The organism is Oceanobacillus alkalisoli (assembly GCF_022213125.1).
GTDB classification, from domain to species: Bacteria; Bacillota; Bacilli; order Bacillales; family Amphibacillaceae; genus Oceanobacillus; species Oceanobacillus alkalisoli.
In genome coordinates, this window is record NZ_JAKNRA010000003.1 from 41,640 (window position 1) to 68,040 (window position 26,401).

Consider the following 26,401-nt stretch of genomic DNA (forward strand, 5'->3'; position numbering starts at 1 on the left):
CGTCAAAACAAATCAATTTACTCATGACTGAATGAAGTCACGAGTGTTCTTGATTTATTTATAAACTTTTAATTGAGTTATTGTACCGTGATTTATACTGTAGTCAGAGAAGGGCGGGGGAGTCATGACAGAAGAAATTAAAATTCTCACTGTAGAAGTAGATTATGAAATTGCTCGGATTATGCGTGATCATTTGGTGAGAGAAGTTACGCTACTCACTTCTATTACAAGATCCTAATGTAGATGAAGAAGAAATCTTAAAGTGGACAGAGAATATGGTACTAAGCTCGGAAGAATAGCCGAATAAAATAGAAGTAGTGCCTAGTATCAAGATATGCTAGGCACTACTAGCATTAAAATCAGCTTATGCTCCTTTACTTCATACAAATCCACGCCTGCACTCCTAATAGCGAATCGAATATTTCGTTGGTTTAGCATTACCACCGATCCCCACTGTTATTTCCAAGTCTTTTGGAGAATAAATGACCGTATGCAACGTTCCAAAAAATTCATCATAATTATGGGAAAATAGGGGTGAATCCTCCCTATTGAAATGATCATACCATTCCGCTATAGCAGGATTTTTCTGAAGTAAATCGTTTACATACGTTTGACGGGCGGTAGACCCCTGCAACTGTATTTTACTACCATTTTTAATCTGTAGCGATTCGGATTCAAAATGGTTGGTGCACACAAGAGGTACAGCTTCTGTAATGATTTGTTTATCTGGCGTCGCCTCCACTTTGATGCTTCTACCACTTCGGTCTGTAATGGAATAGTTGTAACAATAACCATGGGGAATGCGTTGGATTAAGGTCGTTGCCTCTTCTATATCGGCACACTGTTCCAATAACATTCTGACAATCGTTGTCGAAATAAATCCCTCTGCCCGCTCCTCATTATTGACAAAATGCAAACCAACAACTAGACCCTTTTCATTCATTCCATCCAATCGACCGATAATTTGCTGACTGAAGCCTACACTTCTGTAACCATTCGTTGGGTTTGTAAATACAAGTCTTGCATCATACAATTGCGGACTAAAGTCATAATTACGGATGTACATTCCATTTGTTACTAAACTCGTGCATCCCATCTTAGGTAATACAACATCATAGCCACTAAATAGAAGTGCCATATCCATATCCACCTCTAGCCCATCTGCAAGACCTTTTATTTCCGCCAGCAAGTTGGGAGAAAACTTTCTTAATAGTCGTTCAGCTTTTCGTATATTCGGAGTTTCGTTTACTTTCCATAGTTGTTTCATTTGTTCCAATAGGGAAGTCTGCTTGATCTCTTTCCCTTGCATTTTTCCAACTTGAAAATAGTCACCTTGCAAATCTACCACTTTCACTGCCAACTTTTTATTCATTCATTATAGCTCCTCTTATGAAAATATTTGATCATCATTCTAATTACTTTTTAAACAACCTTGTGAAAATCCTCGTTCTCTCTTTCGTGCTGACACTTTCCCTCTTCTTCTCCTGCATGTCATTCATCGCTTTCATTAAGTACTCATCCCGCTTCCGTTCATAATCCCTTTGCTCCTTCTCCTGTTCATCCATCTGTTCACTTGGAAAGCTATGCTGCTGTAATAGTAGCTCTTCATACCCATTCATCCGCTCATGCATATGATGCAGCATCGCTAACAACTGTTGATTCTGTTCCCCCAAATTCTGTAGCTCCTCCATCATCTCTTTATGAATTGGGGGCTCGTTTACCAAAGACTCTTCTGTTTCCGCTCTTTTCGCCGGTACATGAGAATCAGCTGTATCATCTAACAAGTGCTTCACCTGTCCATGCTGATGACCTTGTTCTAATAAGGAGCGGATTTCCTTTATCGTTGCAAACGAACTTTCATGGATGAGATATGCCTTTTTCTCACCTCTTTTTATAGTCAAGAAATCTCTGTACTGTCTTGCATATCTTCTTACTGTTTCTGGAGGTATATTCACTTGTTCGGAGACACTCGCAACCGGAAACCATTTATTATCACTGTTCATGATACCCATCCTCCATTCATGTCTATTTAATCTGTTACTTATATCAATACAACTTTTCAATCGTTAATTCCTTCTTGATTATCCATCTTTTCATCGTAAAAATTCGACAAATTATGTACCTAAGATTCATTTGGCAGACACCCCCGCAAATGGTATACTAATCCTTTATCCAATTAGAAAGCAGGCATACTTATGACTCTATCGGCATCAAAACAAACAACAATTATCATTAGCAGTTTCGTGCTATTCTTGCTCCTTGCGATATTCAGAGAGCAGTTTATACATATGGACGAAGCCATCTATGCATGGCTGACAGCATACGAATCATCAGGTATCTTTTCAATAATGGAGGGTCTTACAGATATTGGATCCGGTGAAATGATTTTAATTATTACTTTCATTATCGCAGCTATTCTTGCGTTCAAACGGCTGTGGAGCTATGCCTTATTTTCACTTGTTGTTACATTCGGTGGCCTTTTCATCAATTTAGCTTTAAAAAGGACGATTCAGCGCGGCAGACCTGGAGAATCAAGAGACCTGGAAGTGTTCGGCCATTCGCTTGATGTGACTTCTTATAGTTTTCCAAGTGGTCACTCGATGCGGATTGTTCTTCTATCTCTTCTATTAATCTTTCTAGCTGTTCATTTCGTAAAATCACGCACGTGGAAAGCAAGCATGGTTATCTTATTAATTATCCTGCCCGTACTTGTGTGTCTAAGCCGGATTATGATTGGCTTGCATTATTTCACAGATGTCTTAGCGGCTACATTTGCTGCGATTTTTTGGTTTCAGATTTGTTACTTTTTCTTTAATAGAAAACTCTTTTCTAAAACAAAAGAACAGCAAAAAAGGATGCCCGTCTAACCGAGGCATCCATCTTCATCTACATACATTTAACTCGCCGTAACCTCTTCCTCATGTTTCGTCTTCTTACTATCCAACTGCACCTGTTCAGGCTTCACTACGAAAATACTAATCAATGCCCCAATAGAAAACATCGCCATCACGACATACAGCACCGCATCAAACGACCCTGTCTTTTCCAGCACAAAGGCACTTAATTGATTACCCGTAAGCCCAGCAAACGCCCATGCCGACAAGGTTAATCCATGAACAGTAGATATACTATCTAACCCGAACCTGTCTGATAACAATGGTGGTAAGGATGAGAATCCACCGCCATAACCTGCATTCACAATACAAAGAACAGCAATAACCAGGATTGAGATTGAATGATTCATCGCATCCATCCCGACTGCTAGTAAAATAATGGCAATCGATGAAGCATAAATGATTTTATAAATGGAATTCCTGTCCTTCACCCGGTCTCCCCAAGCGGAAAAGACAATCCTGCCCCCGGCATTAAATACCGCGGTTAACGAACTAACTAGACCAATCGCACCGAAACTGATGAAAGCTAACATTCCTTTTTCCTGTGCAATCAGGGCAAGTCCCGCTGTAATATTGATATAAAACATGAGCCAAATTCCGATAAATGTTTTATTTGTCAACACTTTTATATAACGGAATCCCTCAGTCTGTGCGCTTTCTTTTTCATATCCTGCTGGTTTCTTTAATGCAAGATGCCCGATAACCATCATCACGAAATAAATACCTGCCAAAATATAAAACATCATGTAAATGTTTGTAGGATTTACAAGCAGGCCTTCATCTGTCCTTGCTCCAAGTAACTTTTCCATTAACGGACTTGCTATCACCTTTGCTAAGCCAAAGCCTGCCACCGCAAGCCCCGTCGCTAAACCTTTCTGTTCCTGAAACCATAGCATTAATGTTTTTACCGGAGTTAAATATCCGATACCAAGGCCGATTCCCATCACAATTCCGTAAGAAAAGTAAATACCGAACAAGGACTTTTCATAAATAAAGAAACCTGTCCCAACCATTCCTGCAACAAAAAACAATGCGGAAAGCAATGATGATTTATGGATATCTTTTTCAACTAATTTCCCGCCAAAAGCCGCCGATATCCCAAGAACAAAAATGGCTAAACTAAATGCCCACTCCACCTCACCGACAGATTTTCCAATAAAGACGGCAATATCTGCTTTAAATAATGACCAACAATACACCGTACCGATGCTGCAATGAATGAGTAATGCCGGAAGTACAGCACGAAACCATTTGTTATTAAAAATATCCACCTCTAACCTCCGTTCACAAATTCGCCTCAGAAATAAAAGGCGTATGTTTGAATTACTTAACAACTCTATGTTTGTGTTTTAGTTAATAAAAATCAAAAAATGTTATTATTTATATAAATAATACACAATTTACGAACATTATCAGGTTTAGTATAAATCATTATCCGGAATAAATAAACAGCTATTTTGTCAAAATCTCAATCATCTACTGTAATAAAGAAAACGGTAAACTCTACCACTTGCATTAGAAAGCGCAAACACCTATAATGGAAATAGTTCTAGGATTGTTACTGGCTAGCAGGCAAAACCTGAACGAGTTAGAATAAGGGGCGAAGTGTCCCCATTTCAACTTGTTCGGGTTTTTTAATACTTCATTTAGGACAGTGATCACTGTGAAAATAAAGAAAGTATTTAATAACAATGTCGCCTTGACAGAAGATGCGAACCAGACTGAAATGGTTGTTATGGGTAAAGGTCTTGCGTTTCAAAAGAAAATTGGCGACACGATTGATATGGAAAAAATAGAAAAGACGTTTGTCGTACCTTCGCAAGGTTTTACGGATAAGTTCTCTGCCTTACTCGATGAAATTCCGCATGAGATCCTTGTCATATCAAGAGATATTGTCGATATTGCGATGAAAGAACTGCAGACTGATTTAAATGATTCGCTCTACCTATCGCTTGCAGATCATATCGACTTTGCCATTACCCGAACGAAGGAAGGACTTCCAATTAAAAATCCGCTCGCTTGGGAAGTGCGGAAGTTTTACCGAAAAGAGTACGATATTGCACGAAACGTTCTTGACCTAATTGAGGAAAGAATGGGGATTCGTCTCCCTGAGGACGAGGCGGCATCGATTGCACTCCATCTATTCAATGCCAAACAAGGTGACACTGGAATGGAAGAAACGATGACAATGACGCAAATCGTTACGGACATTACAGACATTGTGAAATATCATTTTGGGATTGAATTTGATATGGATTCGATGAATTACAGCAGATTTATTACGCATTTACGCTATTTTGCTTATCGGATGCTGCGAAAAGAGCTCCATAAAGATGATCGAGAAAGCAGCTTGTTTGAACAAGTAAAAGGCGAATATCCTGAAGCATATGCGTGTACACAGAAAGTCCAAGCTTATTTAAATAGACAATATGGAGTGGAAATGACGAAGGATGAAGCAACTTATTTCATGATTCATATCCATCGCGTCTCCCACCGAGAAAAAAATAATTAACAGTCAGGATTGTTACTGGTTAGGCAGGCAAAACCTGGGAAAGATACATAAGTAGACTAATTTTAAGTCGATTTATGTATCTTTCCCAGGTTTTTATTTTTGAAAAAATAAGGAGTGAATATCGTGGACAATAAACAATTAGCAGAAAAAATCATTGAACATGTCGGGGGTGAAGAAAATGTAAACTCTCTCGTACACTGCGCGACGAGGTTGCGCTTTACACTTGCTGATTCCCAGAAGGCGGATAACAAAGCGCTACAGGAAATTCCGGACGTCCTGACCGTCGTAGAAAAAGGTGGCCAATACCAGGTCGTTGTCGGAAATAAAGTGGGTAAAGTTTATACAGAAATTATGAAACATCACAACATCCAAGCTGGAGATACGGAGAAAACGGATGGTGGAGATGATCAGGAAAAAGCCGGTGTGGTCTCTAAGATATTTAAATATATTTCCGGAACCCTAACACCGCTTATTCCAGCCTTAGCAGGTGCCGGGATGATCAAAGCACTGCTTGCCGTCCTTTCCATGTTGAATTGGATTAATGTGGAAGGCACTACATATGCAGTACTCGATGCGGCATCAGGTGGTCTATTTTACTTCTTGCCTATCTTCATCGGTTTTTCGGCTGCGAGGCATTTAAATGCCAATCCTTTTGTCGGTGGTACCATTGCCGCTGGGTTAATGGCGCCTAGCTTTACAGCCCTTATGGAGTACGCGGGTGATGTAGACTTCCTAGGAATCCCGCTCATCGTTTCCGATTATTCATCGACAGTTTTTCCGCTTTTACTAGCGATGGCCATCTATGCGCCTCTTGAACGACTGATCAAAAGGTATACACCAGATACGATTCAATTATTCTTTGTGCCAATGATCGGGATTTTAGTTATGGTGCCTTTAACCGCACTCGTATTTGGCCCGTTTGGTGAGTACTTAAGTGCAGGTATTGCAGCTGGAGTTCTATGGTTATCCGACTTTTCAGCCATCCTGACAGGACTTATTATCGCAAGTGCTTGGCCATTCCTCGTTATTCTAGGAATACACTGGGGCGTTGTACCAATCATGATTGATAACTTCGATGTCGGAGATATTATAAATCCAATCACAGGAGCAGCGGTATTTGCTCAGATCGGGATTGCCTTTGGTATTTTCCTCCGTTCCAGACAGAATAAAGACTTACGATCTTTATCCCTTGCAGCAACATTATCTGGATTGTTCGCCGGAGTTACAGAGCCCGCTCTCTATGGCTTGATTTTAAGATACCGTAGACTAATGCCGCTCGTATTAATTTCCGGTGCTGTCGGCGGAATCATTGTTGCGCTATTTAATGTCAAGCTCTATACCTTTGTATTTAACAGTATATTTTCTATCCCGGCTTATTCACCGATGGTTGGTTACGCAATAGGGATTGGAACTGCCTTTGCAATCGGAACTATATTAGCATTTATCTTCGGTACAGAAGGTAAAAAGAAAGAAGTAGAAACAGAAGAAACAAAAGAAGAAATGAAAATGGAAGAAACGCCTGCAATTACCGAGAAAGAAGAAAAAGGAAGAGTAACGTTAACTACTCCATTAGCAGGGGAAATGATTCCATTAGAAGATGTGGACGACCCAGTATTCTCAAGCGGAGCAATGGGTAAAGGTGTTGGAGTTGAACCGAGCGATGGCGTTGTTGTCGCACCATTTGACGGGAAAGTAGTTACCCTCTTCCCCACGAAACATGCGATTGGCTTAGAAAGTGAGGACGGTGTAGAAGTATTAATTCACATTGGCCTTGACACAGTTCAATTGGATGGAAAACACTTTGAAGCGCATGTTGACGCAGAAGCAACAATTAAAAAGGGACAGAAGTTAATTTCCTTTGATATTGAAGGAATTAAAAATGAGGGTTACCAAACGACAACTCCTGTCATTATTACGAATACAGCTGATTATTTAGATATTATTCCAGAAAAATCAAGATATGTTGGGTTAGAAGATGACATATTAACTGTCGTGAAATAACTTTAAGAGACGACAGCTAATTATAAATAATATAAAATGAAGGAGAGATAGAATGGCTACATTCAAATCACAATTTCCAGAAGGCTTCTATTGGGGTGGTGCAACGGCGGCCAACCAAATCGAGGGTGCTTTTGATGAAGATGGCAAAGGATTATCGGCAGCGGACTTTGTTGAATATATCCCTAGGGAAGAGCGGAAGCGAGATAATGCGATGGAAATTACATCCGAACAAATCCGGAAAACATTAAGCGGTGAATCGACTGCCCGCCATCCAAAACGAGAAGGAATCGATTTTTACCATCGTTATAAAGAAGATATTGCACTTCTTGCTGAGATGGGCTTTAAAGCATTTCGACTTTCCATTCACTGGTCAAGAATTTTCCCGAACGGTTATGATGAGACGCCAAATGAAGCTGGATTGCAGTTTTATGACAATGTGTTCGATGAGTTAGCGAAATATAATATCGAACCAGTTGTGACCTTGTCTCACTACGAAACTCCTTATGGTTTAACAGAAAAATATAACGCCTGGGTTTCACGTGAAACAATTGATCATTTCGTACGTTACGCAGAGACAGTATTTACCCGTTATAAAGATAAAGTTAAATATTGGATGACCTTTAACGAAATCAATATGATTACAATCAGCCCGTATACCGGTGGTGGAATCTTATCTGATAAAGAAGAAAACCCGGTGCAAGCAAAATTCCAAGGACTGCATCATCAATTCGTAGCGAGTTCCCTTGCAACGAAGAAACTTCATGAAATTATTCCAGATGGAAAAATGGGTTGTATGCTTGCAAGAATGAGCCACTATCCGAACACACCAAACCCTGAAGACGTGCTCAAAGCGCAACAGGATAACCAGGAAAACCTTTTCTTTGCAGATGTTCATGCTCGCGGTGAGTACCCGAAATATCTGGACCGTTTCTTCGTAGAAAATGATATTGAAATTGTGAAGGAAACTGGCGATGATGAGATTTTAAAACAATACCCTGTCGACTACATTTCATTCAGCTATTATATGTCGATGGTATCTTCTAACTCCCCTGAAGGCGAGCGCACGGAAGGTAATCTCATGAACACATTGAAAAACCCTTACCTCGAAGCATCAGAGTGGGGCTGGCAAATTGACCCAGTTGGTTTACGGGTAGTGTTAAACGAGCTGTACGACCGTTATCAACTGCCGCTCTTCCTTGTTGAAAATGGCTTAGGAGCCTATGATAGAGTCGAGGAAGATGGCTCGATCCATGATGACTATCGTATCGATTATATGAGAAAACATATCGAACAAATGAAAGAAGCAATCGGTGATGGCGTTGATTTAATGGGTTACCTCGCCTGGGGACCGATTGATCTCGTATCGATGTCAACAAGCGAAATGTCGAAGCGTTACGGCATGATCTACGTTGACAAGGATGATGAAGGTAATGGTACACTGGAAAGAAGCAAGAAAGATTCCTTCTACTGGTATAAGAAAGTCATTGAAAGTAACGGCGAAGAACTATAAGCTATAGTTTTAATAAATAAATATTGGAGATGAGATAAATGGTAGAAAAAAAGTTTACAGTTATTGATAAAGTAGGAATTCATGCACGTCCAGCATCAGCCTTAGTACAGGCTGCTGGACAGTTTACATCAGACGTTCAGTTAGAATACAACGGAAAATCCGTTAACCTAAAATCCATCATGGGGATCATGTCACTCGGAATTGGCCAAGACGCTGAAATCATCATTCGTGCTGAAGGTGACGATGAACAAGCAGCATTGGAAAAACTAGAAGAGACAATGAGTAAGGAAGGATTAGCAGAATAATGACGCTATTAAAAGGTATCGCGGCTTCAAGTGGCATCGTACTTGCTAAAGCTTACCGGTTAATCGAACCAGATCTTTCCTTTGAAAAAAGAAAAGTGGAAGACACGGCAAAGGAAGTCGAACGGTTCCAAGTCGCCCTTAGTGTATCGAAGGATGAACTTGAAGCAATTCGTGAAAAGGCAAAAGTTGAATTGGGCGAGGATAATGCTGCAATATTTGAGGCACACTTACTCGTATTAAGTGACCCAGAGCTAATCTCGCCTATTGAGGATAAGATTAAAAATGAACAAGTGAATGCAGAATATGCCCTGAAAGAAACGGCTGATATGTTCATTACAATGTTCGAACAAATGGATAATGACTATATGAAAGAACGTGCCGCAGACATCCGCGATGTGACGAAACGCCTTCATGCCCATTTACTTGGTGTGCAACTCCCGAACCCGAGCATGATTTCAGAAGAAGTAATTATTGTCGCAGAAGACTTGACACCATCCGACACCGCGCAATTGAACCGTCAATTTGTCAAAGGCTTTACAACGGATATCGGCGGCCGGACTTCCCACTCTGCAATCATGGCTCGCTCCATGGAAATCCCTGCAATAGTCGGGACAAAAACGGTGACAGAAGATGTTAAGGATGGCGATTTCCTTATTATTGACGGGCTTAAAGGTGAAGTTCATATTAACCCGACAGAGGAAACAATCGCTTCTTATAAAGAAGAACAGATTCGTTATGAAGAGAAAAAAGCGGAATGGGCCAAGCTTGTTAATGAGAAGACCGTAACGGCAGACGGCGAACACGTTGAATTAGCTGCTAATATCGGAACACCGGATGATTTGGAAGGTGTGAAGAATAATGGCGGGGAAGCTGTTGGGCTTTACCGTACTGAATTCCTTTATATGGGACGCGACCAATTGCCGACAGAGGAAGAACAATTCGATGCATATAAAGCAGTCCTAGAAGGCATGGACGGAAAACCTGTCGTCGTTCGTACGCTAGATATCGGCGGAGATAAGGAACTACCTTATTTAGATTTACCAACAGAAATGAACCCGTTCCTTGGATTCCGTGCGATTCGTCTTTGTTTAGAGGAACAAGATATTTTCCGTGTGCAACTACGTGCATTGCTTCGAGCAAGTGTCTTTGGCAACTTAAAAATTATGTTCCCAATGATCGCGACCCTTGCAGAATTTAGAGAAGCGAAAGCAATTTTAGAGCAAGAAAAAGAAATATTGGTAGCAGCAGGTACACCGGTTTCTGATGAAATCGAAGTTGGAATCATGGTAGAAATCCCTTCTACTGCTGTACTCGCAGACCAATTCGCAAAAGAAGTGGATTTCTTCAGTATTGGAACGAATGATTTAATTCAATACACTATGGCTGCTGACCGCATGAACGAACAAGTCTCTTACCTTTACCAGCCATACAATCCAGCCATTTTACGTCTTGTAAAAATGGTAATCGACGCCTCACACCGTGAAGGTAAATGGACAGGTATGTGTGGTGAAATGGCCGGCGATGAGCTAGCTATTCCACTCCTGCTTGGACTCGGACTAGATGAGTTCTCCATGAGTGCGACATCTATCCTACAAGCCAGATCACAAATTCGTGGATTGAGTAAGCGGGATATGGTGGAACTTGCTGAGAAGGCTTTAGAAATGAGAACCGCAGAAGAGGTCGTTGCGGAAGTGAAGAGAGTAACGGAAGAGAAGTAAATGTAATGAGCAGCATCTTTAGGCGGTTAATTCCTCTTCAAGATGCTGCTTTTTCCTACACGAAAAGAAGGTTTGATAGTGATTAAATTAGAATCACTCCTCCCTAATAGATTGGGACTTAAAATCATTCAAGATCTAGAAGAAATGGGCATAGGGCACACGATTATTGCATGCACAAGAGATTTATGCAGCTATACAAAAAGACATCTCCCCGGAAGGGAAAAAAATTGTAAGAGGATCATACGCAGAAGTGAAAGAAGTAACAGATTTCGTGGAAATCTCAGATGATTTCATAAAAATTACCTCAGGAGTGATTGGGATGCCGACTAATCGGATGATGCAGATATTAAAAGAGCTAATGTCCACTAAAACTCCAATTACCAGTAATGATTTAGCTAACAATATTCAAGTAACATCAAGAACGATTCGAAATGATATAAAGGAACTTAATGAGATCCTATTACATAGTGGTGGATGCATTAAGTCAACCAGAGGAATTGGCTATGTACTGGAAGTAAAAGACACTGATACATTCAAATTGTTTTTGCAAAGGCTGTTTAAAAACTCGGATACTCTAGCAAACCAATCACCAAATACACCAGAAGAGCGCGTTAGCTATATTATTCGAAAACTTTTATTAGCAAATGGTTACATAAAATTAGACGATATTGCTGAAGAACTATATATAAGCAAATCAACTCTACAAAATGATTTAATTGAAGTAAGAAAAATAATAAAAAGTTTTAAACTAGAGATAGAAAGTAAACCATATTATGGTGTGAAGGTTACAGGGAGTGAAATGAATTTTCGCTTTTGCTTGTCGGAGTATTTATTGAATAGAGAAAGTATTACATTCGATATGCCACCCCCCCCCCCCCGGATTCCCTATTTTCAAAAAAAGAATTTAATAAAATTCAAGCTATCATTTTGGGAGAAATTCAAAAGAATGAGATTTATCTATCTGATATTGAGTTAAATAATTTAAGTATTCACTTCGCTATCGCTTGTAAACGAATTCGCGATGAAAATTATATCCTTCTCCCACCTGAGGACTTTGAAGGAATATACACAAAAAAAGAATACAAAGTGGCGGAAAAAATAGTAAAAAAAGTTGAATCGTCTTTTGACGTTTGTTTTCCTGCGCAGGAAATTGCATATATTGCGATTCATCTCTTAGGGATGAATAAAATTGCAACAACTAATTTAAGTCAACAAGAGTTTGAAACATTTGTAGATAATGAATTAAGAGATATAATCAATGAGATTATTATGAAAATAGATGAACGATTAAAATTACAATTAAAAAACGATAAAGAACTGTTTATCGCGTTAGGATTGCATTTGAGACCAGCAATAAATCGTCTACGCTATGGAATGAATATGCGAAACCCATTGTTTGATGAGATTAAAGCAAAATATCCACTTGCATTTGATGCTGCGATTTTAGCAAGCAAAGTTTTAAAAAATAGATTAGAGATTGAAATTGATGAGCACGAAATTGGCTATATTGCGTTACATATAAAGGTCGCCATGTACAGACAACAAATGAATCAAGATGTAAAGCGTTGTATTATCGTTTGTGCATCTGGCTCGGGTAGCGCCATGTTACTTAAGTATAAATTGCAAGCTAAGTATTTTAATCAATTAATAGTTGTAGATACAATCGATTATTATCGTTTAAATCAAACTACTCTAGAACAAATTGATTTTGTTATTACAACTATCCCAATTGAAAGCAAGTTACCTGTGCCAGTAATATTCGTAAATACAATATTAGGTACAAAAGATATTGAACAAATAGAAGATTGTTTACAAGATAGGGATAAAGATAAGGTCGTCTATGTGAAAGAGGAACTAATCTTTCTTCATCAAGAACTCGAGACAAAAGAAGGCACTATTCAATTTTTAGTGAATGAACTAGAGTCGGCAGGCTATGTTGATGACTCATTTGGTAAGTCAGTACTTGAGAGAGAACGATTATCGCCAACTAGTTTCGGAAACTTGGTTGCCATCCCCCACCCCATGAGTCCGCACACAGATGAAACAATTTGGGCGATATGCACGTTGAAAAAGCCTATTAATTGGGGAGAGAATCGTGTACAATTTGTTTGTTTATTAAGTCTAGGGAAGAATAAAACTCCTAATATAGAGGGGATGTATGATTATTTAATTGGAATGATTGATAACGAAAAAAAGGTCAAACAGCTGATAAATTGTGAGAACAAGAAAGAATTTTTGGAGATACTAAACAATATAGATTAAAGCAATATATAGAAAATTCCGGGTTGATATTACCCGGTCTTTTTTATTGTGTAAATATAGATTAATTTCCATGTAATCTTTTCCTTAGCGTTAAGGAAAAACTATGGATTCAATCGAAAGCGATTTCACATTATTATATATATGTAAGCAGAGTCAAATGAATAGATTGTATTGACTTAAGGGGGGCAAAGCAGCATTGGATATAGAAGAAGTAAGCTTTCAAATCATATTACATGGCGGAAACGCTCGAAACTTGGCAATGGAAGCAATCCGGCATGCTAAAGTAAGAGAATTTGAAGCAGCTAATCAAAAAATCCAGGAAGCAAATGAAGAAATGAGTAAAGCGCATCGGTTCCAAACGGATCTGATCCAAGGAGAAGCTCGTGGTGAAAAAATAGAGATTCGTTTGTTACTTATACATGCACAAGACCATCTCATGAATGCAATGACAGTTGTTGATTTAGCTGAAGAAGTAATTGAACTTCATAATAAAATTAAATAATTGGAAAGGGGATTATTATGTCTAATCATAAGTTGAAAGTGGCTACAATTGGTGGAGGTTCAAGTTATACACCAGAATTAGTCGAGGGCTTTATTAAACGATATGATGAATTTCCATTGACCGAATTGTGGTTGGCTGATATTGAAGAGGGTAAAGAGAAGCTTGAGATTGTAGGTAACCTTGCTAAACGAATGATTGAAAATGCAGGTCTCCCGATTGATGTTCACTTAACACTTGATCGAAGAGCCGCACTAAAAGATGCCGACTTTGTCACAACTCAATTCCGTGTCGGTTTGCTCAATGCACGTGCAAAAGATGAACGTATCCCACTTAAATATGGTGTACTTGGTCAAGAAACGAACGGCCCAGGGGGGTTATTTAAAGGTTTACGTACGATCCCAGTCATCTTAGATATTGCCAAAGATATGGAGGAACTTTGTCCAAATGCGTGGTTAATCAACTTTACAAATCCTGCTGGGATGGTAACAGAGGCAGTTCTTCGTTACTCCAATATTGATAAAGTTATCGGTCTGTGTAATGTACCTATTGGAATGGAGATGGGGATTGCTAAATTACTAGACGTAGAACACTCCCGAGTTCGTATTGATTTTACCGGGCTAAACCATATGGTATATGGGTTAGATGTATATGTTGATGGAGTTAGTGTCAAAGATGAAGTAATTGAGAAGTTATCCGATCCGGCAAATAGTAGTTTTGTCAAAAATATAGATGGTATGGGTTGGGAGCCAGCGTTTATTCAATCTTTAAATGCTCTTACGTGCCCCTATCATATGTACTACTATAAATCAAAAGAGATGTTAGATAAAGCAATAGAAAGTGCTGAGAAAGAAGGAACTCGTGCAGAGGTTGTTCAGAAATTAGAAGAAGAGTTATTTGAGTTATATAAAGATGAAAATCTAAATATTAAGCCGCCACAACTCGAAGAACGTGGAGGAGCGTATTATTCCGATGCAGCTGTTCGTTTGATCACTTCCATCTATAAAGATAAGCGTGATATTCAACCAGTTAACACAAGGAATAATGGCGCGATCGCAAGTATTCCCGCAGATTCAGCTGTGGAAGTAAGTAGTATTATTACAAAGGACGGTCCAATTCCATTAACAATGGGGGATATTCCTGTAGCAGCACGTGGACTAGTTCAACAAATTAAATCATTTGAACGGACTGCGGCAGAAGCAGCTGTGACAGGAGATTATAATAAAGCAGTTCTCGCATTAGCAATTAACCCGCTTACGCCTTCTGATACGATTGCAAAGAAAATTGTGGATGAAATGTTGGAAGCGCATAAAGAATATTTACCACAATTTTTCCAAACTGAAACAGTAAATTAATTTGAATATGGTTCTGGAGAAAACATTTCCGGAACCGTAAGAGGACTTATTGGATTCATAATTAAGGAGGGACTAGTACAGTGTTACACAAAAAACTTAAACCATTTCCGACGGATTTCTTATGGGGAGCCGCTTCAGCTGCATATCAAGTAGAGGGTGCATGGGATACAGATGGAAAAGGAAAGTCCAATTGGGACGAATTCGTCCGTATTCCTGGGAAAACATTCAAAGATACCAACGGCGATGTAGCTGTTGATCATTACCATCGCTACAAAGAAGATATAGCTTTAATGGCTGAAATGGGCTTGAAAACCTATCGATTCTCTGTAGCATGGACACGTATCTTTCCAAATGGAAAAGGAGAAGTAAATCAAAAAGGTATAGATTTTTACAATCGTTTAATTGATGAGTTGGTCAAGCATGGTATTGAACCAATATTAACCATTTATCATTGGGATTTACCACAAGCTCTTCAAGATGAGTATGGTGGCTGGGAATCAAGGCAAATTGTCGAGGACTTTAGAAATTATAGTATTACATTATTCAAGGAGTTCGGAGACCGTGTGAAATATTGGGTTTCATTAAATGAACAAAATATATTCACTAGACTGGGCTATCAAACAGGTATGCACCCACCCGGGGTAAAAGATGACAAACTATTCTATCAAGTGAACCACCATGCTAATTTAGCAAATGCGATTGCTATTAAGGAATTTCGTAACTATGTTCCTGATGGAAAAATTGGACCAAGTTTTGCATACTCACCAGCCTATGCAGCCACATCAAAACCAGCAGACATATTAGCTGCAGAAAACGCGGAAGAGTTAACAAACCACTGGTGGATGGATGTCTACACATGGGGTGAGTATCCAAAAGCAACTTGGAATTACCTCAAGCGTAGAGGTATTGCTCCACAAGTAAAAGAGAGCGATTTCACACTATTGAAAGAAGGAAAGCCTGACTTCATGGGAGTGAACTATTATCAAACGACTACTTATGAAAAAAATCCGTTGGATGGCGCTACACTGGATGGTCACTTCAACACCACAGGTAAAAAAGGTACAATGGAGAGCACTGGTATACAAGGACTCTTTAAAACTGTTGCCAATGAAAACCTAGAGACAACAAACTGGGATTGGAACATTGACCCACAAGGATTACGGATTGGTCTTCGTCGAATAACGAACCGCTACGGATTACCAATCTTAATCAGCGAAAATGGTCTTGGTGAATACGATACCGTTGAAGCGGATGGTACGATAAACGACGACTACCGCATCGAGTATATTCACACTCATTTAAAGGCTATTCAGGAAGCAATTACAGACGGTGTTGACATGATTGGTTATTGTGTGTGGTCCTTTACTGATCTTCTCAGCTGGTTAAATGGATTCCAGAAACGCTATGGGTTTGTATATGTTAATCAGAGTGAAGACGGAAAACACGACCTTCGACGTATCAAAAAGAAGAGCTTTTATTGGTACAAGGAAGTCATTGATAATAATGGAGAAAATATTCAAGCAAATGTAAGCGCTGTCGTTAGGGTGTCTCGGTACTTGGATTAACGATAGCCTCTAAATAGCGAAATTATATTTCTATGGAGGGATGTAAAATGAAAAAGGCGTTAATTATTTGTGCAGGTGGTATGTCATCTTCTTTAATGGCTAAGAAAACAACAGAGTTTCTTAAAAAGGAGGGTCATGATATTGAATTAGAAGCAACAGGAGCTAATGAAGGTCAAAAACTGATTGAAAAAGGTGATTTTGATTTATTTTTGGTAAGTCCTCAAACAAAAATGTACTATAAAAGGCTTAAAGATGCCGGGGATCGTTCAGGCAAACCAGTTGTAAACATCCCACCTCAGGCATATGTTCCGATTCCTATGGGGATTGAAAAGTTAGCGAATGTGATTTTACAAGAGTTTCCGGATGAATGATCTGCTCTTAGATTAAGTCCAATTGAGTGGAAATAAGGCACGCTTATTAATAAACAGCTTCCCCGCTACTAAACGCTAGTAGCGAGAGCTGGATTAATAGAAGAGGGATTTAAATGAAAAAAGATGAAATGGCACAGATAGTACAAAACAGAAAAAAGTTAAGTGTAAAATCAATGTATTTTAATCGATATTTACTTGTAAGATATGTATCCGCGTCATTCTTTTTTACAAATTTTTATTGGTTAATCTCATTATTGATGAGTGATTCGTCACTATTCTTTATCCCATTGGTATTAATCATCGTATTTGTTGTGAGTGCTGCCGAACAGGTAAAAATATTTAGCAGTCATACTAATAATGCAACACACACAAAATTCTATTTTAAAATTCAACTTGTGATAAATATTATATTGTTATTACCAACTTATTTTTCTTCTTCCTTTACCCAGTTATACCCTTTCCTAATTGAAAAAGGGTCGTCTAAACTATTTATTTTAGCGATATTAATGTTAGGAATAATATTAAGTGCGATCACTCTCAAGCGTTTACATTCGATTAAACATAATGAGGATAAACATTTTGAACGCATCAAGGAATATGAACAAGCTATTAATTAATAATAGATAGGGGAAATTACAATGGAAAGTGAAAATAAAGTATTTGCTCTCTTAGAAAAATATCTAATGGGTCCAATGGGTAAAATTGCGTCCTTCCGTATAGTGCGTGCCATAATGGCTGCAGGGATGGCTTCTATTCCGTTTGTAATTGTAGGATCGATGTTCTTAGTCTTGAACGTACTACCAGAGACATTTACTTTTTTAGAGGGCTTTTTTGATAATACATTTTTCAGAATTAGTGATTTGTATATGTTAGCAAACAAAACAACGATGGGAATATTAGCGTTATATTTTGGCCTCGTTATTGGGTATGAGTATACAAAAATATTTGCTGAAGAAGAAGAGCTAAACCTAAACCCGTTAAATGGTGCTTTACTATCTTTGTTTGCATTTTTTATGACTGTTCCTCAGTTAGTTATCGAGAATGGGAAAATGACTCTCGTACATCTAATTGATGAAGACAATACAATTGTCCATGGGTGGGAAATGGTTGCAGATGGGGTAAGTCGCTTAGGAGCGACAGGAATATTCACAGCAATCATCATGTCCGTTATAGCGGTGCAAGTCTATAGATTGTGTGTTAAACAAAATTGGGTTATTAAAATGCCTGAGGCCGTTCCAGAGGGTGTGTCCAGGTCATTCACAGCCCTAATTCCGGCATTTCTAGTAGCTTTTGTTGTTTTATTAATCAATGGTATTCTAGTTGCACTGGGGACTGATATCTTTAAGATTGTTGCAATTCCTTTTGGCTTTGTTGTTAATTTAACAAGTAGCTGGGTAGGTATTTTAATTATTTACTTCTTAATCTCCGCTCTTTGGATTGTAGGTATTCATGGGGCAACTATTATTTCAGGCTTCTTGACACCAATCGTTCTAACAAACTTGCAATCTAACATAGATGGAGCAAACATTCCATTTGCAGGCGAATTCCAAAATGCATTTGTTTATATGGGGGGGTCGGGGGCTACTTTAGGCTTATGTATTTTCATTGCATTTTTAGCTAAATCAAAGCAATTAAAGGTTCTAGGCAAAGCCGCTCTTGCTCCTGGTATTTTTAATATTAACGAGCCGCTAATATTCGGATTACCAATTGTCTATAATCCCTTTTTAGCAATCCCATTTTTCCTAGCACCAATGGTATCAGCATCAATAGGTTATTGGGCGATCAAACTAAAAATTATAGGTCCTGTCATCGCACAACTTCCTTGGCCTACTCCAATTGGTGCCGGAGCTTTCTTGAGTACAGGTGGGGACTACTTGGCAATCATTGTTGCATTGGTTTCTGCTCTTGCAGCATTTATAGTTTGGCTGCCCTTCATTAAGATGTATGACAATAAGTTAGTTAAGCAAGAAGAAGGTGGAGAATCGCTAATTTAAACTAAATTATAAGTTGTGGATCTACGTCAATATTTAGGACACATCCTCCTTGAAATTCATTGTATAAATTTAACTTAGATGTGTCCATAAAACTATACTAGCATCATTGCAATCCTGAATAACTAGCTTAAGGCGGCGTATTAGAAGGATAGATCCCTTCTGATATTGCTGCTTTTTTATTCAAAACCGTTTACTCTTGTTTCATAGTAAAGCGTTTATTTTTCAATATATATTGCTCAAGTGCCCCCAATTGGATCAACAATCCAATATTCAGGAATATTAAAATATGCATATGAAACTAACTTGTTCATTTTATCTTGTTTCAAGGAGAAGGAGGAATGATTTCAATTACAAGATCCGGTGAGCCTTCAATGCCACGGTCTGTCAAAATCTCCACGCGCTGACGCGAACCATAACAAGATCAGGCTGACGGACCTCTGTTTGAGAAAGAATAACATCGGCTGGGGCATAAAAAAATAAAGAAGTTAGACATACAACCTTTCGCATAGTTGATTATAAATCTCTGCGTTTATCAGTTGATCAGTCGTTGAAGGAGATGGACTTATCAGTTCCAGTTTCCCTCCCGCTAATTCATAGCGCTCCTGATCATTCATTGAAGCATAGTTCTGATAAGTTAGATGACCTCCTTTCATAACGTTATGTTTCTTCGCACTTTTCTATCTTTAATCTCAAAGCCTCCTTCGTACTTCAATAACTAGCGGTGTACCATTTTTTAAATCATTATATCACTTACCAGCACGAAATTAAACAAATTCAGGAACGTTAGTTCCCACCATGTAAACATACACAAAGATAATCAGCTTGCTGAAATACCTATACTTTAGATCTAGCAAAATCATCGAAGTATGCATACTCCTTGAGTATTAACAACAAATGCTTAATAATTAGTGCAAATGCTTTATTTTTGCTATCCATTTGAGAATAACTTCAATCGCCTTCATATCAAAGAGATAAAAGAGCGAGATGGTAGCGACAACTAGGAGGAGGAGATTATCTTGAACAAATTACAAGGGGAAACAGCAATCGTTACAGGGGCCAGTGCTGGAATTGGTGCTGCTATTGCTAAGGAATTAGCAAGTAAAGGGGCAAATATCGTCCTCGCCGCCCGCCGAATGGATAAGTTGAACGAAGTAAAGAATGAAATTACGGAAATAACAAATGGAAAAGTGAAAGTCATTGCTGTCCAGGCGGATGTATCCGCTAAGAATGACGTTAATCAACTCGTGGAACAGGCACAAACGGAGCTAGGAAATGTGGACATTCTTGTCAATAATGCTGGACAAATGCTAACAGCAACCGTACAATCTGGCAAGGTGGAAGAATGGGAAAAAATGATTGACGTGAATGTGAAAGGCACGCTTTACAGCATCGATGCTGTCTTACCTTCTATGGTATCCCGGTCGGCTGGCCATATTATCAATATTGCTTCCGTTTCCGGTCTTGAAGTAACAAAAACAAATACCGTTTATAGCGCTACAAAACATGCGGTCCGGGTCATCTCTCAAGGATTAGAAAAAGAACTCGCTAGAACAGGTGTAAGAATAACCAATATTTCACCGGGCATGGTCGATACGAACTTAAGCAGTGACAACAGCTGGAATGGCCGTAAAAAGCTTGAACCAACTGATATTGCAAAGGCTGTCGTCTATGCTGTTACCCAGCCTAATTATGTAAATGTTAATGAAATCACGGTTCGACCGGTGTAAAAATAGGAGGGGTCTATCCAAGGATCCCTCCTTTAGCTTATTTTTTATTGTAGCTGTTATAATAACTCCTTTATAGGGAAATAGCCGCAAATAATAGATTCGTCTTTTCAAAAAGGAGGAACTAAAATGGCAGAACAAATGAAACACAAAGTATTCACCTTTTACAATGAGATACCCCTTTCGGACGATATGGCTAAATTTCTTTCACCTAAAGAAGAGGTTCAATTTTGTGTGAAAACAATAAGAGATATTGCCGTATTCACAGACAAGCGAATCCTGATTGCAGATAAGCAAGGAATTACTGGGAAAAAAGTAGAATATTTCTCTATACCGTTTAAAAATATCATCACGTATTCTATTGAGACTGCTGGTAGATTAGATTTAGATTCAGAAATCAAGCTATTCTTATCTGGTGGTTTACGTGTGGAATTACGATTCATGAAAGATAAAAACATGGATCAATTGCTGTTAAAAGTATATCAGCTCATTAATGAATATATTATTTAATGAATTTCATAATACGTATTTAATGCTTCACCATCACCATATGTAGTTGATTTAGTTCGTTCCCAACTACATATCGTGATGGAAAAGCCGACTTTGGTAATTATGAAATTCATTCTATTAATTAAAATAGAGATTGGGCAAAACACTCAGATTAAATTCAACACTGAGTGTTTTATTTGATTACAAGACTAATATTATCGATATCTCTAATTTATTCGTATTGATTTACAGACTTCTTACAGCAAATATCCTCCCTCATCATCTCCTCCACCAACTCCCGATTCCGCTTCTGAAAAAGATCATTATGTGAGGACACCATCGCATATTCATCGGCCTGCGGTTGAATAAATTGCTTCGCCCGGTTCACAGCATTTGCGGCATCTTGAAAACAGCCAGCAATCAAATTCAGTTTCCCATCGAAAGTTAAAATATCTCCAGCACCGTACAGGCCGGGAACGGATGATTCACAGTGGGCATTACCCGCAATAAAAAAGTCATTCGCCATTTTGATATTTAATTTACTTTTTTGTAGTAAACTCGCATCCTGTTCATACCCGTGATTAATGATCACATCTTCAACAGCAACTTCAATTTTCTCCCCAGTCACCTGATTTGTTATCTCAACCGATTCTATTTTCTTATCGTTCTCACAAGCAACTAATTTCGTAATCATCGTTTGCGGAAGACACTTCACAGAGCTGTTTCGCAGTTTAGTAACTTGCGCCTCATGACCAGTCGGTTCATTCTTTCTATATGTCATATATACTTTTTCCGCAATCGGCTCGAGTTCATTCGCCCAGTCAATTGCCGTATTCCCGCCCCCTGAAATAAGCACGGTTTTGCCCTTGAATCGTTTAAGTGACGTGACTGCGTAATGAATATTCGCAACTTCAAATCGCTCTTCCCCTTCAATCTCCAGTCTTTTCGGATTTAAAATCCCCGCTCCAACTGCGACAATCACTGTTTTTGAAAAATGCCTTTCGCCTGAAGCCGCCCGCAATATAAAATGTCCTGCTTCATTACGGGAAATCTCTTCTATTTTCTCATTGAGCACAACGGTTGGCTCAAAAATCAACGCTTGATCGACTAATTGCTCCATGAGCTTTTCCCCTGGAACGGGCGGCACCCCACCGACATCCCAAATCATTTTCTCTGGATAAACTTGGATTTTCCCGCCGAGACGCGGCTGATATTCAATCAGCTTCGTCTTCATTTCCCGTAAACCGCTATAGAAAGTGGAATAAAGCCCGGCCGGACCTCCACCAATAATCGTTACATCAAACAGTTCCTCTTGTTTCATCCTCATCCACTCCAACCCCAAATTATTTTAATTTTGAATAGACATTGACACATTGAAAATTTAACTATATATTAACATATATAATTGAAATTGATAATCATTATCAGTTAAATGTCACTAATTTAGGATGGAGGTAATATAAATGACCCGCCTTTCTGGTGAAGATTTATATATTGGCTATGGGGATCACTCAATCGTTAAAAATCTCAGTTTAACCATTCCAGATAAGAAAATTACAACGATCATCGGATCCAACGGTTGTGGAAAATCTACTTTATTGAAGGCTATTACACGGATTATCCCTCACCAAGGAGGCTCCGTCCTGTTAGATGGGAAAGATATTGTAAAAGAAAACACAAAAACGCTCGCAAGAAAAATGGCAATACTTCCTCAAACTCCTGAAAGTGTCGATGGGCTAACGGTTGGAGAGCTAGTATCCTACGGGCGATTCCCCTATCAAACTGGTTTCGGACGTTTAACGAAAAAGGATTTGGAAGTCATCGATTGGGCACTTGAAGTTACAGGTATAGCAGATTTTAAATACCGCCCGATCAGTTCTCTTTCCGGCGGTCAGCGCCAACGAGTTTGGATTGCCATGACGCTCGCACAAGAAACGGAAATTATCTTTCTGGACGAACCAACGACTTATTTAGACATGGCGCACCAGCTCGAGGTCTTAGAGTTATTACAGAAATTAAATGAAGAACATAACCGTACGATTATTATGGTGTTGCATGACTTAAATCAAGCGGCCAGGTTCGCTGATTATATCATTGCGCTAAAGAAAGGAGAGATCGTGAAAGCCGGGACTTGTGAAGAAATTATAAATTCGGAAGTGCTCCGGGAAGTTTTTCAAATCGATGCCGTTATCGGACGAGATCCGCGCACGAATAAACCAATGTGTATGACATATAACCTACTGAAAGGAGAAAACGAATATGAAGAAACGAATCATCCCATTTTTGCTGCTGCTCATTCTCATTAGCGCCTGCGGTAATTCCAATGCAACGGAAGAAACAAGTAACACAACAGAAGACAAAGGTGAAACCATTACATACGAATCGGAGACAGGTCCGATTGAGGTCCCCGCCAATCCTAAACGGGTCGTCATCCTCTCCGGTTATACAGGAAATGTCATCCATTTAGGAGTGAACGTTGTTGGTGTGGATGTCTGGTCTAAAGACAATCCGACCTTTGCAGAAGAATTGAAAGATGTAGCAGAAGTTTCAGAAGATGACTTGGAAGGGATCTTGGAATTGGAACCAGACCTAATTATTGCGTTATCAACGGTGAACAATCTTGAAAAGTTAGAAGAAATTGCACCAACTGTAACCTTTACATGGGGCAAAGTAGATTATTTAACCCAACATATCGAAATTGGCAAACTCCTTGGGAAAGCGGAAGAAGCGACAGAATGGGTGGAAGACTTTAAACAGCGCGCAGAGCAAATCGGTGAAGAAGTCCGTGCCAAGATTGGCGAGGATGCAACCGTATCGGTTATGGAAGCCTATGGCAAAGACCTTTATGTTTACGGCGAAGACTTTGCCCGTGGAACAGAAATCTTATATGATTCAATGAAACTCAAAATGCCTGAAAAAGTAAAGGAACACGCATCCGAATCAGGTTATTATACATTATCGGCAGAAGTGCTCCCAGAATTTGCAGGTGATTATATCGTGCTAAGTAAATATTCCGAGGCAGACACCGCCTTCCAGGAAACGGACACCTACAAGAATATACCGGCTGTGAAGAGTGGTAATGTGATTGATATGCAAGGGGAAGGTGCATCATTCAGCGACCCGGTTACATTGGAAAAGCAGCTCACACTCTTTGAAGAAGGATTTTTAGGAAAATAAAGTTATGAAGGAAAAAGCTTTAGCATTTAAATTTATACTAGCCATTCCCGTCTTTATCTGCATGTTTTTCCTTGCGATGAGCTTTGGGGCAGCGGAAATTTCGGTTCAAGATGTGTGGCTCGCACTCACAACTTCTGAGTCGAATGACGCAATTTCCATTATCCGTGAAATTCGCTTGCCCCGGGAAGTTGCTGCGATAGCTGTCGGAGCAGCGCTTGCTGTATCTGGTGCGATCATGCAAGGCTTAACCCGCAACCCGCTCGCCGATCCTGGGCTCCTCGGCTTAACGGCCGGTGCGAATGCGGCTTTAGCAATTACGATTGCCCTTCTCCCTACAGCCAACTATTTTCTCACGATGGTTGCCTGTTTCGACGGAGCGGCAATCGGAGCCGGATTAGTATTTGGCATTAGTTCGATGAAAAAGAGTGGGTTTTCTCCCTTTCACATCGTACTTGCTGGAGCTGCGGTCTCCGCATTTCTAGTTGCCATTGCTGAGGGGATCGGGATTTATTTTAAAATATCAAAAGATGTCTCCATGTGGACAGCAGGCGGAATGATCGGTACGAATTGGAAGCAACTGCAAATTATCTTGCCCTTTATCCTGATCGGAATTGTACTGGCGATTTTCCTTTCCAAGCAGCTGACGATTCTCAGTTTGAATGAAGAGGTAGCGATTGGTCTTGGGCAAAATATTTTCAAAGTTAAAATCCTGCTTTTTATCGTCATTATTATCCTCGCAGGCGCATCCGTTGCCCTCGTAGGGAATTTGACGTTTATTGGACTGATGATTCCGCATATCGTCAGGTCTTTTGTTGGGACGGATTACCGGTTTATCTTGCCAATGGCTGCGATTGCAGGAGCTGCCTTCATGCTGTTCGCTGATACAGTTGGACGCACGTTGAATGCACCATTTGAAACACCTGTTGTCGCCATCATATCCGTGATCGGCTTACCTTTTTTCCTCCTCATCGTTCGTAAAGGAGGAAGAGCATTCGTATGATACATCCGGCATTAATTAAAAAACAGCGCATCATTTTAATCATTTCATTATTACTTATTATATCGACGGTTATAATAGGCATGGGCATCGGTTCATCCAGCTTAACCTTTGACCGACTCATCCAGACGCTCCTCGGGTCTGGCAGTAGAAATGAAGAATTCATCTTATATTCAATTCGCTTGCCACGGATAGTGATTACCCTTCTATCTGGGATGGCTCTGGCTTTATCTGGAGCAATCCTGCAAGGAATTACGAGAAATGATTTGGCTGATCCCGGCATTATCGGTATTAATTCCGGGGCAGGAGTCGCCATTGCCGTTTTCTTTTTATTTTTCCCGATTGAAGCAGGAAGTTTTGTTTACATGATTCCAGTTGTTGGATTTCTCGGCGCAGTTATGACAGGCTTCCTTATTTATCTATTTGCCTATAGTAGAAAAAATGGCTTGCAACCTATAAATCTTGTGCTCATCGGGATTGGATTTTCTGCGGCACTCTCAGGTGCAATGATCGTAATTATTTCCTCTGCCGAGCGGGAGAAAGTAGATTTTATCGCCAAATGGATCGCGGGAAACATCTGGGGAACAGACTGGCCATTTATTGTCGCTCTCCTTCCCTGGCTCATCATTTTGATTCCATTTACCTTATATAGAGCGAACCGGTTAAACCTGCTTGGATTAAGTGAACCTGTTGCGGTTGGTGTTGGGGTTTCTATTGAGAGAGAGCGCGTCACACTACTATTAACAGCTGTTGCATTAGCAGCTGCTGCGGTTTCGGTCACAGGGGGAATCAGCTTCATCGGACTGATTGCACCACATCTTGCAAAATCACTAGTCGGACCAAGGAATCAACTGTTTATCCCGATTGCAATTTTACTTGGTGGCTGGTTGTTGCTGGTTGCGGATACGGTTGGAAGAAATTTGATTGATACGACGATTCCAGCTGGGATTATGGTTGCTTTGATTGGGGCCCCATATTTTGTTTATTTGTTGATAAGGGATTGAAGAAGTAGCGACTTAGAGCAAAAA

General features: G+C 39.5%; 24 protein-coding genes. 20 read left to right on the plus strand and 4 right to left on the minus strand.

The window, feature by feature from the left end:
* Positions 1-403: 403 nt before the first annotated feature.
* Complete coding sequence (locus L3V42_RS06160) at positions 404-1,372, minus strand: C45 family autoproteolytic acyltransferase/hydrolase (RefSeq protein WP_235763328.1); 969 nt, start codon at positions 1,370-1,372, stop codon at positions 404-406.
* A gap of 43 nt (positions 1,373-1,415) precedes the next feature.
* Complete coding sequence (locus tag L3V42_RS06165) at positions 1,416-2,003, minus strand: MerR family transcriptional regulator (RefSeq protein ID WP_235763327.1); 588 nt, start codon at positions 2,001-2,003, stop codon at positions 1,416-1,418.
* 192 nt (positions 2,004-2,195) lie between these two features.
* Here L3V42_RS06165 and L3V42_RS06170 point away from each other — a divergent pair, with 192 nt between their 5' ends.
* Entirely contained in the window at positions 2,196-2,867 is a 672-nt protein-coding gene (locus L3V42_RS06170) for a phosphatase PAP2 family protein (protein ID WP_238471551.1), read from the plus strand.
* Between the two features lie 29 nt (positions 2,868-2,896).
* On the opposite strand, the gene L3V42_RS06175 is transcribed toward L3V42_RS06170, so the two are convergent.
* Positions 2,897-4,165, minus strand: a complete 1,269-nt coding sequence (locus L3V42_RS06175) for an OFA family MFS transporter (protein ID WP_235763325.1) — start codon at positions 4,163-4,165, stop codon at positions 2,897-2,899.
* Positions 4,166-4,557: 392 nt separating this feature from the next.
* On the opposite strand from L3V42_RS06175, the gene licT reads away from it, so the two are divergent.
* The 15 genes from licT (at position 4,558) to L3V42_RS06250 (ending at position 21,220) form a co-directional block, all read left to right on the plus strand.
* Complete coding sequence (gene licT / locus L3V42_RS06180; protein WP_238471552.1) at positions 4,558-5,406, plus strand: BglG family transcription antiterminator LicT; 849 nt, start codon at positions 4,558-4,560, stop codon at positions 5,404-5,406.
* 123 nt (positions 5,407-5,529) lie between these two features.
* The gene (locus tag L3V42_RS06185; protein WP_238471553.1) at positions 5,530-7,407 is read left to right on the plus strand and encodes a beta-glucoside-specific PTS transporter subunit IIABC; all 1,878 of its coding nucleotides are present in this window, start codon (positions 5,530-5,532) and stop codon (positions 7,405-7,407) included.
* A 52-nt stretch (positions 7,408-7,459) separates the two neighbouring features.
* Entirely contained in the window at positions 7,460-8,917 is a 1,458-nt protein-coding gene (locus L3V42_RS06190; RefSeq protein ID WP_235763322.1) for a glycoside hydrolase family 1 protein, read from the plus strand.
* A gap of 38 nt (positions 8,918-8,955) precedes the next feature.
* Positions 8,956-9,222 (plus strand): phosphocarrier protein HPr, encoded by a 267-nt coding sequence (locus tag L3V42_RS06195; RefSeq protein ID WP_235763321.1) that lies wholly within the window; start codon positions 8,956-8,958, stop codon positions 9,220-9,222.
* Positions 9,222-10,940, plus strand: a complete 1,719-nt coding sequence (gene ptsP, locus L3V42_RS06200; protein WP_238471554.1) for a phosphoenolpyruvate--protein phosphotransferase — start codon at positions 9,222-9,224, stop codon at positions 10,938-10,940. The genes L3V42_RS06195 and ptsP overlap by 1 nt, the downstream gene beginning before the upstream one ends.
* Before the next feature lie 166 nt (positions 10,941-11,106).
* A complete protein-coding gene (locus L3V42_RS06205; protein ID WP_238471555.1) occupies positions 11,107-11,916 on the plus strand; it encodes a BglG family transcription antiterminator in 810 nt (269 codons plus the stop codon).
* On the plus strand, positions 11,868-13,202 hold the full coding sequence (locus L3V42_RS06210; protein WP_238471556.1) for a BglG family transcription antiterminator: 1,335 nt from the start codon (positions 11,868-11,870) through the stop codon (positions 13,200-13,202). The genes L3V42_RS06205 and L3V42_RS06210 overlap by 49 nt, the downstream gene beginning before the upstream one ends.
* Before the next feature lie 196 nt (positions 13,203-13,398).
* Positions 13,399-13,704 carry a PTS lactose/cellobiose transporter subunit IIA gene (locus L3V42_RS06215; RefSeq protein WP_188859092.1) on the plus strand — a complete coding sequence of 102 codons (306 nt, stop codon included), beginning with the start codon at positions 13,399-13,401 and terminating at the stop codon, positions 13,702-13,704.
* A gap of 17 nt (positions 13,705-13,721) precedes the next feature.
* Positions 13,722-15,056 (plus strand): 6-phospho-beta-glucosidase, encoded by a 1,335-nt coding sequence (locus L3V42_RS06220; RefSeq protein WP_238471557.1) that lies wholly within the window; start codon positions 13,722-13,724, stop codon positions 15,054-15,056.
* 80 nt (positions 15,057-15,136) lie between these two features.
* Positions 15,137-16,621 (plus strand): glycoside hydrolase family 1 protein, encoded by a 1,485-nt coding sequence (locus L3V42_RS06225; protein WP_238471558.1) that lies wholly within the window; start codon positions 15,137-15,139, stop codon positions 16,619-16,621.
* 47 nt (positions 16,622-16,668) lie between these two features.
* The gene (locus L3V42_RS06230; protein WP_156856129.1) at positions 16,669-16,992 is read left to right on the plus strand and encodes a PTS cellobiose transporter subunit IIB; all 324 of its coding nucleotides are present in this window, start codon (positions 16,669-16,671) and stop codon (positions 16,990-16,992) included.
* Between the two features lie 113 nt (positions 16,993-17,105).
* Positions 17,106-17,609, plus strand: a complete 504-nt coding sequence (locus tag L3V42_RS06235) for a hypothetical protein (RefSeq protein WP_235763316.1) — start codon at positions 17,106-17,108, stop codon at positions 17,607-17,609.
* 21 nt (positions 17,610-17,630) lie between these two features.
* Positions 17,631-18,986, plus strand: coding sequence for a PTS cellobiose transporter subunit IIC (gene celB / locus L3V42_RS06240; RefSeq protein ID WP_235763315.1), 1,356 nt, complete (start codon positions 17,631-17,633; stop codon positions 18,984-18,986).
* A 1,016-nt stretch (positions 18,987-20,002) separates the two neighbouring features.
* Positions 20,003-20,713 carry an SDR family oxidoreductase gene (locus tag L3V42_RS06245; RefSeq protein ID WP_235763314.1) on the plus strand — a complete coding sequence of 237 codons (711 nt, stop codon included), beginning with the start codon at positions 20,003-20,005 and terminating at the stop codon, positions 20,711-20,713.
* A 126-nt stretch (positions 20,714-20,839) separates the two neighbouring features.
* On the plus strand, positions 20,840-21,220 hold the full coding sequence (locus L3V42_RS06250; protein WP_238471559.1) for a PH domain-containing protein: 381 nt from the start codon (positions 20,840-20,842) through the stop codon (positions 21,218-21,220).
* A gap of 211 nt (positions 21,221-21,431) precedes the next feature.
* On the opposite strand, the gene L3V42_RS06255 is transcribed toward L3V42_RS06250, so the two are convergent.
* Positions 21,432-22,520, minus strand: a complete 1,089-nt coding sequence (locus tag L3V42_RS06255) for an NAD(P)/FAD-dependent oxidoreductase (RefSeq protein WP_238471560.1) — start codon at positions 22,518-22,520, stop codon at positions 21,432-21,434.
* Positions 22,521-22,662: 142 nt separating this feature from the next.
* Between L3V42_RS06255 and L3V42_RS06260 the strand changes: the two genes are divergently transcribed.
* The 4 genes from L3V42_RS06260 to L3V42_RS06275 are packed head-to-tail and all read left to right on the plus strand — an operon-like array spanning position 22,663 to position 26,377.
* Complete coding sequence (locus L3V42_RS06260; protein WP_238471561.1) at positions 22,663-23,505, plus strand: ABC transporter ATP-binding protein; 843 nt, start codon at positions 22,663-22,665, stop codon at positions 23,503-23,505.
* A complete protein-coding gene (locus tag L3V42_RS06265) occupies positions 23,459-24,376 on the plus strand; it encodes an iron-hydroxamate ABC transporter substrate-binding protein (RefSeq protein WP_238471562.1) in 918 nt (305 codons plus the stop codon). Before L3V42_RS06260 ends, L3V42_RS06265 begins: the two co-directional genes overlap by 47 nt.
* Before the next feature lie 4 nt (positions 24,377-24,380).
* On the plus strand, positions 24,381-25,376 hold the full coding sequence (locus L3V42_RS06270) for a FecCD family ABC transporter permease (RefSeq protein ID WP_238471563.1): 996 nt from the start codon (positions 24,381-24,383) through the stop codon (positions 25,374-25,376).
* A complete protein-coding gene (locus L3V42_RS06275; protein WP_238471564.1) occupies positions 25,373-26,377 on the plus strand; it encodes a FecCD family ABC transporter permease in 1,005 nt (334 codons plus the stop codon). Before L3V42_RS06270 ends, L3V42_RS06275 begins: the two co-directional genes overlap by 4 nt.
* The last annotated feature ends 24 nt before the right edge of the window (positions 26,378-26,401 follow it).

What these genes read in the sequence shown, in the direction of transcription:
- L3V42_RS06190 (WP_235763322.1), top strand. Translation starts at nt 7,460, where the DNA reads ATGGCTACATTCAAATCACAATTTCCAGAAGGCTTCTATTGGGGTGGT.
- L3V42_RS06260 (WP_238471561.1), top strand. Translation starts at nt 22,663, where the DNA reads ATGACCCGCCTTTCTGGTGAAGATTTATATATTGGCTATGGGGATCAC.
- L3V42_RS06170 (WP_238471551.1), top strand. Translation starts at nt 2,196, where the DNA reads ATGACTCTATCGGCATCAAAACAAACAACAATTATCATTAGCAGTTTC.
- L3V42_RS06265 (WP_238471562.1), top strand. Translation starts at nt 23,459, where the DNA reads ATGAAGAAACGAATCATCCCATTTTTGCTGCTGCTCATTCTCATTAGC.
- L3V42_RS06160 (WP_235763328.1), bottom strand. Translation starts at nt 1,372, where the DNA reads ATGAATAAAAAGTTGGCAGTGAAAGTGGTAGATTTGCAAGGTGACTAT.
- ptsP (WP_238471554.1), top strand. Translation starts at nt 9,222, where the DNA reads ATGACGCTATTAAAAGGTATCGCGGCTTCAAGTGGCATCGTACTTGCT.
- L3V42_RS06270 (WP_238471563.1), top strand. Translation starts at nt 24,381, where the DNA reads ATGAAGGAAAAAGCTTTAGCATTTAAATTTATACTAGCCATTCCCGTC.
- L3V42_RS06195 (WP_235763321.1), top strand. Translation starts at nt 8,956, where the DNA reads ATGGTAGAAAAAAAGTTTACAGTTATTGATAAAGTAGGAATTCATGCA.
- L3V42_RS06255 (WP_238471560.1), bottom strand. Translation starts at nt 22,520, where the DNA reads ATGAAACAAGAGGAACTGTTTGATGTAACGATTATTGGTGGAGGTCCG.
- L3V42_RS06275 (WP_238471564.1), top strand. Translation starts at nt 25,373, where the DNA reads ATGATACATCCGGCATTAATTAAAAAACAGCGCATCATTTTAATCATT.
- L3V42_RS06230 (WP_156856129.1), top strand. Translation starts at nt 16,669, where the DNA reads ATGAAAAAGGCGTTAATTATTTGTGCAGGTGGTATGTCATCTTCTTTA.
- celB (WP_235763315.1), top strand. Translation starts at nt 17,631, where the DNA reads ATGGAAAGTGAAAATAAAGTATTTGCTCTCTTAGAAAAATATCTAATG.
- L3V42_RS06220 (WP_238471557.1), top strand. Translation starts at nt 13,722, where the DNA reads ATGTCTAATCATAAGTTGAAAGTGGCTACAATTGGTGGAGGTTCAAGT.
- L3V42_RS06235 (WP_235763316.1), top strand. Translation starts at nt 17,106, where the DNA reads ATGAAAAAAGATGAAATGGCACAGATAGTACAAAACAGAAAAAAGTTA.
- L3V42_RS06165 (WP_235763327.1), bottom strand. Translation starts at nt 2,003, where the DNA reads ATGAACAGTGATAATAAATGGTTTCCGGTTGCGAGTGTCTCCGAACAA.
- L3V42_RS06250 (WP_238471559.1), top strand. Translation starts at nt 20,840, where the DNA reads ATGGCAGAACAAATGAAACACAAAGTATTCACCTTTTACAATGAGATA.